Here is a 12,146-nt window from a genome sequence, read left to right on the forward strand (position 1 = left end):
CTATCCTGTAATGTTGAGCAAAGCTGCTGCCTCACCACGAAACCATGACCTCCATTCGCCCTGCCCTTGAAACTCGTGGAAACCCAATGACGATGGCACCACCAAGCCCTTGGCGAAATTTGGAACAATCAGTGCTACGTGCCCGGCTATTGAAACGATGGGGTTGTCGCGGTCGCTGGGGCTCTGAATAGGGACACCAGGGTGTGTGTGGATATCAGCGACAACACGCAGCTTCCTTAGCTCACAGATGTCCCAGACTTTGGCCATATGTCGACCTCTGAGAAGGACATAATTCACGTGCTGTGAGTCTGGGGCGATATCTGAATAGAGGAGATACTCTGTAACGACACGGCTTGGCTCCATATTTCCCAAAAGGAATGCACCGCTCTCCTTTACGCCCATACCGGTCCTGGCCAAATCACGAATTAGCTGTTGCCAAAGAGGCTTTGAAATTTCAAGCTTGTGGACCAGCATAGTCAGCCCCGTTCAATAGTTCACTAACTACATTGAGATAGCGGGTAAGACCAACATTGGGCGCCCATACCCATGCAGGATAAATTTGATTCCATTGATCATGACCTGCGATTCCATGGCGATCGCACGGGATGTATAAGGCGGTACCGTTTTGCCAGTCTGTTCGGAATGATTGGCCACGTTGCGCGCCAACACGCGGCCAAAGACCAGCCATCAGGAAGGTGCCTTTTTCGTTATCCCAAAAAGCACCCGTTGGTGGTGTCATGGGATAGCCATCGCATTGCAATCGCAAGGTATAGCAATCACCACTTACAGCAAAAACATCAACAAAGACAAATGGCCATTCAATCGCACGAAGTGCCCAACGACCATCTTCCTCACCAGATAAGTAGGCTGCTGACATGAAGAACTTCTCCAGCGCCTCATGATCTGGAGAAAGTAGGCTATCGCCATTGACTGTGTATGAGCGGACCAGGTCAAATCCAACATTACAGTGTGTGTCCGCAAGAGCACCCACATGCACATCTCTTGAAGGCTGAGTCTCTGAGCCAATAAGCTGCAAAGTAAGTTCAGCTGCATCTGATGAAGCGACGTGAAATGCATGTAAGGCCCAAACCTTCACTTGCTCCACTGTCGCGGCGGGTGAAAAGCTGCGCTCATGAGTTTGCCCAGCATAGCGAACCTTAACAGTGACCTTCTTACACCGGCCAATGTGATAGCGTTTAGAGCGGGATTTCGAGGAGTCTTTTTTGCTCGCAGTTAGCCCCTCAGAAAAATCTTCTGCCTTGCCTTCGCTGTAGCGCTCCTCTTCTGTGAGTACAAGCTCATCTGACTGAAATTCAGTGGGAAGCGCTTGTATGCAGCGCTGTTTGATCTCCGCATCCGAGAGATTCTCATCGACGCTGAGCACGACCATGTCTGCCAGCAAAGATGATTGGAGAAAAATACGTGCCATGATGATTTCCTATTCAGCCACAGCAACCGGTGGCCTCACTAGTACAGTCGGAACGTATTGAAAAAGCGGTAATCCTGCTAGCGTCTACCTTGGTGGCAATGAATAAAGAAGTTGCAGCTGTTACAGGTTTGTTCGCTGACTTCTGGCGCAAACAGTCCGTTGCCCAAATCAGCCAAGAGTTGCTTGTATGCAGTGACAGTTGGAGGCTTGACTCCTGTAGGTTTCTTTGCTTCGCCTGTTGTCAGATCTACCAGCTCGAAAATGACTTCTTTTCCGGTCTCTTCTGAGTGGATTTTCAAAAGCGCTCCCAGAGCCTGTCTCAGTTCGTCGACGTTTGCTTCCTTGCGCCTGATCAACCGAAACTTCGGTTGGGAAGTTGTCAGCATCTGATTGGCTAGCACATGAACTTCACCTCCGGGGAATGCGAGAGACACCCTTACGTTGACCTCAGACGGCTCAGCTAGCAAGCGAGTCGCTTGAGTAGCTAGTGCTTGAATTCGACTTGTAATCTTTCCCAAGGCTATGTTGTCTGCTAGACCCAGCGCCTGCGCTCCTTGAAAAATTAGCCCACCGACAGCTTCAGTAGACCTCGCCTCTGAAGTTGCATATAAAGAGCTCAGAACTTGCTTCTCCAGCGCTCCCGTCAAGGCGGCAATAGTCCATTGACCTCGAGGCACTCGTCCGACGGTATGTGTCAGAAGCACCTGCCGTGGGCAACTCCGGTACATCACTAGATCTTCGAGAGTGATTTCCTTCAACCTAAATGGTTCGGCCTCGTTCTTGTCAGGCACCTCTTGTAGCAGGTAATACTTTTTCTCAACAGGTAGGCCCAGACTCGAAATGCTAGATGGCAGTTCTACTTCAACATCTTTGTGGACAAAGAGGTGCTTACGTGCCCTGGAGAACGCGACATACAAAAGATTTAAGTACTGCTCACGAAACGCGTCTTCTTCGCTCTGTTGGAGCATGTCGTTCAATAGAGGACTGGGTATGAGTGGCCAATTGTTCGCAGAACTCTTATCAAACCTCTTCTTTGTGATTTCTAACAAGTGGACGCAATCGAACTCCAATCCCTTGCTCTTGTAAATTGTCAGAATATGAACAGCATTCAAATGTTCAGCTTCCGGGGGGACATTGCTCAGTTGTCCAACCAATCCAAGCTTGATTTCCTTGCGTACCTTGTCTCTAAAGCTGCGTATGGTGGCGAAACTCGATAAACCGTCCGGAGAGCGGCTGGAGTGAACAAATTGCCACAGTGCTAGCTTCGCGTTGATGCTGCTTTGCCCCCCCGCTGAGTTAAACCTGCTCAAGAACCAGTGCACTTCAAATAACAGGTGGCACAAAGCTTCCCAAGGAGAGGTCATTGCTCTCAAAGGACCTACGATCATCTTCAATCGACTCAATGTGGACTGACCTGGCGCTGAAAGACAAGAGCCATCTGCATCCCACCAAGATAAGTCAGCGCTTCGCTCACCGATTTTTTGTAGATCAGCTTGAGAGAGTCGCAGCTCAACCGAGTCCCAGTCTCCGCCTAGGCCTGCCCCCTTCTCATCCACTGAGAGTTGCATAAGGCGCATCAGATCCTTAACTTCAGGCCTCTCGTGGACCTTACCAAGAAAAAGTACCGGAATCCCTTGGCGCTCGAGACTCTGAGCGCACTGGGCCGCCATTTCATTTGTCATAACAAGCACCGCCTGCTGACCGAATCTCACTTCCTCGGAAACCTCTTTGATGGCTGACGGGAGGGATAGCGAACTACCTCCATTTTTAGTGTGTTCAAAAACGGTAGGGGCCAGTCCAGACTCCCCCTTGACGGCATGAAGTAGGACTGCGCCAGCTCTTGAGTTTGCATTGGTAGAGATTTTGTGAAAAACATCAGTAAGCTCTTTGTGGCTGCGGTGATTGGCACCAAGTGGTATGCGCTCAGCACCTGGAAAGTCAACCTCAAAGGCCTTTAGGTTTCGACTCGATGCCCCCATGAAGGCGTAGATAGCTTGAAACGCATCGCCCACTGCCCACAAGGTACTGCCCCTCTGGACCAATGACTTCACCAATGTCGCGCTGGCTCGATTGACATCCTGATATTCATCCACCAGCACATGCGTGATAGACCGAGCGAAAGACTCAACCTCGGAGTACCCACCTGCAAGAACTTGGATTGGCAAGCTTATGAGATCTTGAAAGTCAACACAGGACTTCGCTCTGAGCTCTTTCTCGTAAACACGAAACAATTGTGCTGTGTCTGTTCTCTTGGCGCTATGCACGTCACCCGTCGCAGACTCAACAGCAAGAGCAAAGGTCTCAGAGTCAATCAAGTCGTCTTTGCAACGTCTAATGTTTTTCAGAACATCAGGCAACCAGCCTATAGGGTCCCGAAGCACGTCGTACGCGGTCAATTCCAAGGTAGGTAGCACACTCTCCAAGATGTTGATGGCCCCCAGGTCGTTCAAGACTTGGATATTGGTATCTAAGCCACAGCGATTACCAAACTTCCTCAAGAACTCCAGTCCAAAAGCATGAAAGGTACCCACCCACATCCGCTGCGCATCTTTCAGTCCCGAAGACTTAAGTCGAGACAATAACTCGCCCGCAGCCTTATTTGAAAATGTGAGGACGACAATCCCAGACGGACTGACACCTTCATTTAGAAGCTTTTTGACTCTGAATAAAAGAGCAGTAGTCTTCCCCGTACCTGGCCCAGCTTCCACAAGTGTGAATCGATGGGGACTATTGACTGCTAGCGACTGATCTTCCGTAGGTTGCGCAGGCAATTGATAGTCCTGCCTGGGAGCCATATCTGGAAGCAACAGAGCATCGACAAGTTGAAGTCGGCTCACCTCTAACGGGATTTCAAGCTTTGAGGCAATCGATGAAGCTGTCAGTCGCTCAGCTTGGAAAAGCTTAACGGCAAGTTCTCTAGGTAGCAGCAGCTCTCGCGCAAAGACATTTGCCTGCAATTCTTGTCGCTCACGCGGACCATAGGCATCAACGACACGTTCAGCGGCAGAACTGGCTGCTTGACCAGTGGACTCTGAGGCACTGAGCTCAAATGAAGCACCAGTACCTTGGTGTAAGAAAAAGTGACCGAGTTCATGCGCTATCAGAAAGGCCTTAGTGGCCACATCCAAGTCTTTGCGCACCACGACTCGCTTTTGCTCGACCCGGATTACCGCATCAGAGGCATTCAGTAACGGGTGCCCCGCGGCCAGCTGCCTGACGACAATGTCGTTATCGCTACAAACTGCGTTCACTAATGCGAACGCATTCGTATAGAGGTCGCCGTTTGTTGAGTGTGATGTATGCAACTCCCTAGCTTTGAGCCTGGCGACCTCAAATGGACTCATTGCTACTCCGACTTCAATAGCTCAGCCTTCTTGGCCACGCTGATATCAAGTTCATTCACGACATCGCTCCACGTTCTTGGAGCACTCACTTTGGGCTTTGCACTTGAGCTGTGGTACGTCTGCTGAGCACTTTGTGAGTGGTACTTGGTGAAGACTCGACTCACATCAGACGGTTGGCAACCTAGTGTCTCACCAAGGTTATTCAGGTACCTGAGAGGAATATCTGATATTCCTCCGTCCAGAAGTTCCATGGCGAGAGGCTCTAATTCCTCATCGTGATACTTAAACAGACCAAAACTAAAGTCACGAAGTCCTGATGCGCCCACAAATCCTGACAAAGTCTTTTCTGCCTTCTCCAAACTTTCAGTCTGACTAACAGAAAATGCTTTGTCCCATATTTGCAGCAACTTACTCTGAGCCTTCAAAAGTGCCAATGGCGGAACTTCAAGATTCGCAATATCAGTTTCACTCGCCACAGAACAATTGAGCCAGGTAGCAGCATAAGCGAGCAGCCTATCTTTGTACTGTGGATAGATATTTAGAAACTCAGCCAGCAGCGTTGCATCGAAGTCCTCCGATGCCATGCTAAATGCATGTAGCACTTCATCCACAGACTTTAGATTTTCTTTAATTGCATAAGTCATTTTAGTTTCTTTCTTAGTTTAATGATTGCAGAAGTAATATACAGACGAACTTGCTTGTCGGATCTATTCATTAACTTGCAAACAGTAACCGCCTCTTCATTCTTTGAACGTATTTGAATACCCGCGATCCAATGAAGAGTAAATGCAAAATTTTCTGACTCATTCAGAAAATCAGGGTCACTTAATAGTGAACGAATTCTTTCAAAGTCATTATCCTCTTTAGTCTCAACTTTAAGGCGCTCAGTCAAAGATTCGACATATCCAACCTGACCAAAAGTTTCACTATCAATCTCAGAGTTCAGCGCCAACTCAAGATCTTCATCTGAAGCTTCAGCTTTACTTTTGTTATAACTTGAATAATTGGAATCAACAAAATCAAGAAACCTCTTGCGAAGTAGACTACCAAATAAATTTTTGGCATAAGCTTGGTCGCTACCGTTGAAGAGTATTTTTTGCAAAACAAATCCAACTGCATCATCTGTTACTGCATCAATTCCTCCACCTCTCTTTTGAAGTTCGGAATTTCTACTTACATGTGCACGTATGTGTCTGTAGCAGCGCCCTACTAATGCTTGAACATACTTGTTCTTGTCAGGCCATTTACCTTGTTCCGCTTCCAAGGAAACAGTCAAAACAACCTCATCCGGTACATGCCCACTTTCGGTGTGTGGTATCGAAAGGGTTGCATACCGAGCTCCCCTGTCAAGTGCAAGAAACGCGTTATAGGCGTCTCTATGTTGCCAATTTTGGCCATCTTCAGGCACACTCATCTAAGACCTTTCTATTTTTTAAAACTTCCTCCGACATCTATCAAGTCGGAAGCTCCCTAAAAAGCGGTAATCAATGTACCGCTGAAATTCTCACAATCCCAAGCTTGCACAACGTGGTAAGACTCACAAAGAGTCGGTAGTGCGTTTCTTTTCATCTAAAGGGGTACTAAAGGTCGCTTAATTGACCGTACTGCCTAGGAGAGAGACAACGTCGTCTCTACCGCGCCCCTTAGCAATCGACAATGCAGTTGCACCGTTTGAGGCTCTGATGGTCGTACTCGCCCCTCTCTCCAACAGCAATTTGATCAGCGGTATGTGTCCATTCGCACTGGCCATCATCAACGGCGTCACTCCTTGTACGTCTCGCATATCACTTATCGCATCAGCGCTTGCACCGGCGCCAAGCAATAGTGTTGCCATCTCCAACCTTGAACTCTGAACTGCATCAAACAAGGGCGTGTGACCATTTGGTTGAACTGCGTCTAACTGAATTCCACCTGCGATCAGGGTCCTTGCTGTCAGAACAGCATCACTACGAAATACTGCAGAAAAATCACTCTTTAGAAGTTGCTCCAAAGCTACCTTACTGCCATTCGTGATTGCGGCGATGACAGAATCTCGACCCTTTTCCCAAGCGATCATTAAGGGGGTTCTACCTTCACTGTCTTCCTGCAATGGATCGAGCCCAAGAGCTACAAGTGCCGCTGCTGCTGTCGCTTTGTCGTTGTGGACCGCAAAGTGAAGAGCTGTTTGCCCTTGCGCGTTACGTGCTGTCCAATCAACTCTCCCGGATAATTGAAGCGCCTGAATTAGGCTGGCCGAGTCAGACAGGCCTGCCACATGAGCAATAGTTTCTCCATTTTTGGACTCAAAGCTTAAATAGACTTCTTCAAGTGCCAGCCGCTCAAAGGCCTTCCATTTACCCGACTCAATGACATGCCTGATCTGCGGCAACACATCATTCGAACTCAAAGGTTGCAGGCCAATTAGCGCTTCTACCACTGCGGGGTCATCGGAATCCACTGCAAACTGTAGGAAGGATCCCAGGTTAGGTTCGTGCGCTAGTGTGGCTCCACCAGCCAATACCGCATCAACAACTGCGCTTGATCCGGAAATGAATGCCGCCTCAATCACCCGCGGGGTGGCACTCAAAGAAAAACCCAAACGAGCATATGCCGGTATAAGCTCCAGATGACGTCCACTGATAGCCCGAATCAATCCATTCGGACCCAACTCAAATCCAGCGGTCACTATTGCTGTCGAGGCACGCTCACGCATTGCATACTGATATGCGACGTACCCACTAGCCGTTACAACTGCAAGTGAAAAAAGTGACCCTGCGATTAAGAAAGCAAGTGGAGTCTTTGTCTTCTCATCCGAACGACTTAGTCCAGTCGACGGTGGCAACTTTAGTGTGACTCCAATAGGTTGACTAATAACCAACTCTTGCGCATGCGCAAGAGTCAATTGAAGTACTTGGGCAATCGAATTCGCATGTAAGTTTATTTCCTCTGAGATTGGATCATTGAGACTCAACATCTGAGTCTCCTCAACTGGAAATAGAAGACGAAATTAACTTCTGAGATTTCTGGTTATCAATGACAGTCAGCACAATCCTGGTGACCAATTCCATCTGTTGCTCGTTGATATCTTGTCCTTCCAAGACTGACCGCTTAAGAATCAATGCGAATTTTTCGCCATTGTTATCTGTGATGCCAATAAAAAGCTCTTTGTTTAAAAAGTAGTAGGTCACAGCAATGATCAAGCCAATCAACATTGCAGTCATGCCGCCCATTGCGGAATGGGTAGCGTCGATGATGCTTGATCCGACCGCTATGGATACAAAAAAGATCGCAATTGCTGCCTTCCATGGCTTGTGATAACCAAAGAAGCTCGAGCTGATTGAGTCAATTGGAAGAATAATCTTCTGATAGCCCATTAAGTTTGATGCCTGATAGACAACCTGTCTATGGCTCACCGACATGAAAAAGGTCGGATCGACCTTAATAAGGGCAAGAAACCAAGCGATAAAGCCAGACTTCCGCGCCAAGATCTCCACATAGTTGTTGCGTTCGTTGGGGCTCGTACTCGCGTACCATTGCTTGGGAACCAATGCCATTTATCACTCCAAGAGTCGAATTACTAAAAATAGATGCCAACCAGCACCCGTAATGCATGGTAAAGCTGACTTGAAGTAACAGACATCCCTCAATTGGGTGGTCTTTAGCAAAATTTAAGGTTGAATTTTTTTCTTCCTCAATCAAAAGATGTCGATTTGATTGATCCATTCACTTCAAATATCAAGATTAATTTGAGCCCTATTCAAAAAAAGACGAACTAAAAACTTTCATCCAACAAGAATGGCACTCTTGTCCTGGCTATTCAAATTCATCTTTCATTCAGCATAAAGATCATTCATATGCAGAGCCTCTCCCTTACAGCCCAAATTACAAAGACGAGAGTTCTGGAAACAACTGAGTTAAAGAGCGATTTTCTTTGTTCAAGTCTGATGTTGGCTTCTGTGGAAGATAAGCACACCAGTAAAAGCTAACGATTAATGAACTCAATGGCGGCTTGGGAGGCATTTAATTCTGAGTAACCGCTTTGCAGTTCATGCCAAGACACCAATGCGCATAAGCGGCCAACTGTGCTGAGCCTCCCGAAGAGACACTTTTACTCCTAAAGTATTTTATGTGCAAAAGAAGTATGCAGTGCAAATGGGATTGATGGCACCATTCCGGCGAATTGTGTTGACATCATGAAGCTCAAATTGATGCGGATGGCAGTGAAGGAAAATGGATAGCGGCAATGACGTTAAATCTGCCAAAATTTTGAAAATATAAAATAAGGAGCTACACAACTGAAAATCAACTTCAGTCAATAATGAAACCAATCTCACGCTTAACCAATCTAGTCACAAAACTATCAACAACATTCATAATCATCTTCGGAATTATTTTAGGAATGGCATTAAGTGACTTGGCCACCTTATTTGCTCTACCGCATGGGTCTTACATGCTGCAGTTAGTACATGAGGAAACCCGACAGTCAGACTTCATTTGTGCCAGAACAGGACTTCTAGTAGGACAGAATATTTCAACTGGAAATATCCGAACGAATGAGCAGGATGAGTGTTTTGTAATGGCTTCTGGAGTGCGCAATATAGATGGCTCTTTCGACGCCTATCCTCGATGGGAAACTTGGTATGGGCGATGGGTCTATCGGAATAAGCCGGTGAAAATTCCTGCATCGGACATCTTGTCTGTTCTCCGAATAATGTGAACTCATGGGCCCTTAGCTTCGATATATGAATGCCACCACGTTCCTGTGCGCTCATGACATGGCGTGCATTTAACTCCGCCAACTGATTGAATTCGAAATTCCGGTAGCAGTGGCAGATCTCCAGGACGCTCAATAGCAATATCAAAATAAACATTTTCTAGTCTATTATTTTCCTTAACCGAAAATCCAATATCTTTCGTTCTATCTTGTCCATTCACCCAAATAGACCACTGATTATCATGAAGATTTATTGAAATATCCGGATTATCTCTAATTAGCAAACTCCACGGAAAATAGTTTTCTCCCGGATGTAAAGATGGTGCGCAGCCTGCGAGAGAGCTTATAAAGAGGAGAATTACCCAACGCCAATGAAATACATACATAGCTTACAACTCTCTGAAAAAACAATCTTCTTTATAAAATAGGTACCACACATCACAAGCTCTATAGCTCGTTAACAATCCAATACGATGAATCTCTAGACTCTTAGCATTTTCTTCGCCTCGCCCATTCCTCAATTAGAGGTGGCGTTCGTAGTTAATGCGCCATATTGGAAAGTGGGCTCACATTATGCTTAAGGGCAAGCATAAGAAAATGAGTAACAATAACTTGGGCGCTCTCTATGAGATGCACTCTATATTGTTCATTCCCCGGATCCAAGTCAATAGAACCCTGGGCATCAAATACCACGACACCAAGAATTCCTAAATCCTTGCAATTTGTAGATTTGTCAATCGTGGCTTCAATACGGGCAGATGGCATATTCTGTCCGTTAAACTGTAGATACAGACGCAAAATGATTGCAGCAGTTCTATACCTCACAGCGACTGATTTCAGGTCAGCAGCCGGCTCAATCAACACACCTTTCAACGGGCTTGAAGAACTTGCAAAGGAATTCAACTCCTTTTGAAATTCTATAAACTTCTCCTCTAAACGATTCAATATGTATTCTGATTTTTTAAGACAGTAGAGTGAATCCGCTTCAAATTTCATTTCTATCCTCCTAGATTCATGATCCGATTTCGTGTATTGATCACGATTCGTAGGCTGCATTATTTCCCGCCGTCTCTCATATTGAGAAAGCACTTTCACAATACAGTACAACTACTGGCCTAGGATAACGCAGGACCTTTCGCAATAATCAAGACTGCCTTTAGATTTCCTTAATTCCTGAGCATTTAGCCAAAAGACCAGCTAATGAATAAATGAAGTACACCTAAGCTCCTTCTTGCGCTGGTTAAGTCTGGATAATCTGCGCCTATTGAAAGTCTTATGCCTTAGCACATAGAGGCCAACATCAACCCAGTATCCTCAAAAACCTCGAACATGAAATCTCAGATCACACACAAGGTGCCACAGTTTTAGTTGGCATCTAAAGAATTTAGTTCAAATTCTTTGAGCAAATCACTGACCAGTGCAATACTCACATTTCAAGTGAATTTAGACCGCCACAACAAATTAGTCCATGAAACGCAATACGACACTGATTGGCTTCGCTTGAAAAATTATCAACTGCAATCTCAAAGCGGCAATGGAAATCCTATCAACCTCTCAGATTGAACGTAAGTTCTGCAAGATCTAGGTATACCATGCAGAATGCATGAGTTAAGTTGCTGATTTCGGGAAAAAATTCAAGGTCTCCCTCGCCAAAATAATACAACCATTGGTGATTTTCACACGAAGTTTGAATATCACTTTTTACAATGTCGCAGATTGCGTTTAATGGTCCTAGTTAATCCGTCAAAAGTAAAAAAATGCATGAGCCTTATCTTCTTCAAATTAGTATGGACTTCATGGTGTTTTAATTGAACAGACCTTGAATAAAGGTGTCTATACATAACATGCAAACCATGTACGCTTTCATTGCTGGAGAAGTACGCGAACTTCAGCTGCCACCTAAAGACGCGGAAGTCCTCCCAGGGATTCAATGGGGGGCCTTTGATGAACTCATGACGCCTGCATATTGGCGCGGACAAGCCTGGCAGCATACAGAGTCAGGAGCATTTCGTGACTTTAGGCTTGGCAATACACTAAATGAAGAGGTTGCAGCGTGCCTTTTGGGAGGATGGGGCATGCCTGCAGAGCTTGCCCTCGCGGCTTTTGCTCGTGTGAGGGACAGCGGACTTTTGCTTCCGGGAACAACTGCGAGTGAAATTGAGTCACTCTTGGAAGAACCTTTTTTGATTAATGGCCGTCATCGCAAGTACAGATTTATCAGCCAGAAGTCCCATTACTTGAGTGCCTGTCTTGAACGTCTATCTGACTTTGTACCTCCAGATTGCGATATAGAGTTTCGGGACCGCTTAAACGATTTTCCGGGAATAGGTTTGAAAACTGCTTCATGGATTGTGAGAAATCTTCGGCCAAATAGCGAAGTAGCTATTCTGGACATACACATATTGCGAGTTGGGGAGCACTTGGGACTATTCCCCACGACATGGCAACCTGCGACACACTACAGAGAATTAGAAAGTAAATTTGTAGCTTTTGCCAATGCGATTGATGTCTCAGCAGCCACTCTAGATGGACTAATGTGGGACCATATGCGCCGGATTTCGAACATCATTCGAAGGATAGAAGTCCGCTCGAAATTAGAAGTAGTTCTGGCATAGGCAATCAAAAAGACGTTTGTCATATAGACCAAAGTCTCCATATTTGGCAGCTCCCCCAGATGGTC

Annotated in this window: 10 protein-coding genes; 1 reads left to right on the forward strand and 9 read right to left on the reverse strand. The window is 46.2% G+C overall.

Features of this window, described 5'->3' with window-relative positions; all coding sequences use genetic code 11:
- From RAN89_RS13910 to RAN89_RS13950, 9 genes are all read right to left on the reverse strand, one after another.
- Complete coding sequence (locus RAN89_RS13910; protein WP_313866868.1) at positions 1–474, reverse strand: Mov34/MPN/PAD-1 family protein; 474 nt, start codon at positions 472–474, stop codon at positions 1–3.
- Positions 455–1,429: a DUF7665 family protein gene (locus tag RAN89_RS13915; RefSeq protein ID WP_313866869.1), complete on the reverse strand. Its 975-nt coding sequence runs from the start codon at positions 1,427–1,429 to the stop codon at positions 455–457. The genes RAN89_RS13910 and RAN89_RS13915 overlap by 20 nt, the downstream gene beginning before the upstream one ends.
- A 77-nt stretch (positions 1,430–1,506) precedes the next feature.
- Positions 1,507–4,773, reverse strand: coding sequence for a UvrD-helicase domain-containing protein (locus tag RAN89_RS13920; RefSeq protein WP_313866870.1), 3,267 nt, complete (start codon positions 4,771–4,773; stop codon positions 1,507–1,509).
- A gap of 2 nt (positions 4,774–4,775) precedes the next feature.
- The gene (locus tag RAN89_RS13925) at positions 4,776–5,417 is read right to left on the reverse strand and encodes a hypothetical protein (protein WP_313866871.1); all 642 of its coding nucleotides are present in this window, start codon (positions 5,415–5,417) and stop codon (positions 4,776–4,778) included.
- The gene (locus RAN89_RS13930; RefSeq protein ID WP_313866872.1) at positions 5,414–6,187 is read right to left on the reverse strand and encodes a hypothetical protein; all 774 of its coding nucleotides are present in this window, start codon (positions 6,185–6,187) and stop codon (positions 5,414–5,416) included. The genes RAN89_RS13925 and RAN89_RS13930 overlap by 4 nt, the downstream gene beginning before the upstream one ends.
- Before the next feature lie 177 nt (positions 6,188–6,364).
- Positions 6,365–7,726, reverse strand: a complete 1,362-nt coding sequence (locus RAN89_RS13935) for an ankyrin repeat domain-containing protein (RefSeq protein ID WP_313866873.1) — start codon at positions 7,724–7,726, stop codon at positions 6,365–6,367.
- 10 nt (positions 7,727–7,736) lie between these two features.
- A complete protein-coding gene (locus tag RAN89_RS13940) occupies positions 7,737–8,306 on the reverse strand; it encodes a hypothetical protein (RefSeq protein ID WP_313866874.1) in 570 nt (189 codons plus the stop codon).
- Between the two features lie 1,165 nt (positions 8,307–9,471).
- Positions 9,472–9,852, reverse strand: a complete 381-nt coding sequence (locus RAN89_RS13945; RefSeq protein WP_313866875.1) for a hypothetical protein — start codon at positions 9,850–9,852, stop codon at positions 9,472–9,474.
- A 154-nt stretch (positions 9,853–10,006) separates the two neighbouring features.
- Positions 10,007–10,462: a hypothetical protein gene (locus tag RAN89_RS13950; protein ID WP_313866876.1), complete on the reverse strand. Its 456-nt coding sequence runs from the start codon at positions 10,460–10,462 to the stop codon at positions 10,007–10,009.
- An 848-nt stretch (positions 10,463–11,310) separates the two neighbouring features.
- Here RAN89_RS13950 and RAN89_RS13955 point away from each other — a divergent pair.
- Positions 11,311–12,081 (forward strand): 8-oxoguanine DNA glycosylase, encoded by a 771-nt coding sequence (locus RAN89_RS13955; RefSeq protein ID WP_313866877.1) that lies wholly within the window; start codon positions 11,311–11,313, stop codon positions 12,079–12,081.
- Positions 12,082–12,146: the final 65 nt, after the last annotated feature.

It is taken from the genome of Rhodoferax mekongensis, from assembly GCF_032191775.1.
GTDB classification, from domain to species: domain Bacteria; phylum Pseudomonadota; class Gammaproteobacteria; order Burkholderiales; family Burkholderiaceae_C; genus Allorhodoferax; species Allorhodoferax mekongensis.

Coding starts and splice junctions, on each gene's coding strand:
- RAN89_RS13950 (WP_313866876.1), bottom strand. CDS start 10,462: ATGAAATTTGAAGCGGATTCACTCTACTGTCTTAAAAAATCAGAATAC.
- RAN89_RS13925 (WP_313866871.1), bottom strand. CDS start 5,417: ATGACTTATGCAATTAAAGAAAATCTAAAGTCTGTGGATGAAGTGCTA.
- RAN89_RS13930 (WP_313866872.1), bottom strand. CDS start 6,187: ATGAGTGTGCCTGAAGATGGCCAAAATTGGCAACATAGAGACGCCTAT.
- RAN89_RS13920 (WP_313866870.1), bottom strand. CDS start 4,773: ATGAGTCCATTTGAGGTCGCCAGGCTCAAAGCTAGGGAGTTGCATACA.
- RAN89_RS13940 (WP_313866874.1), bottom strand. CDS start 8,306: ATGGCATTGGTTCCCAAGCAATGGTACGCGAGTACGAGCCCCAACGAA.
- RAN89_RS13935 (WP_313866873.1), bottom strand. CDS start 7,726: ATGTTGAGTCTCAATGATCCAATCTCAGAGGAAATAAACTTACATGCG.
- RAN89_RS13915 (WP_313866869.1), bottom strand. CDS start 1,429: ATGGCACGTATTTTTCTCCAATCATCTTTGCTGGCAGACATGGTCGTG.
- RAN89_RS13955 (WP_313866877.1), top strand. CDS start 11,311: ATGCAAACCATGTACGCTTTCATTGCTGGAGAAGTACGCGAACTTCAG.
- RAN89_RS13945 (WP_313866875.1), bottom strand. CDS start 9,852: ATGTATGTATTTCATTGGCGTTGGGTAATTCTCCTCTTTATAAGCTCT.
- RAN89_RS13910 (WP_313866868.1), bottom strand. CDS start 474: ATGCTGGTCCACAAGCTTGAAATTTCAAAGCCTCTTTGGCAACAGCTA.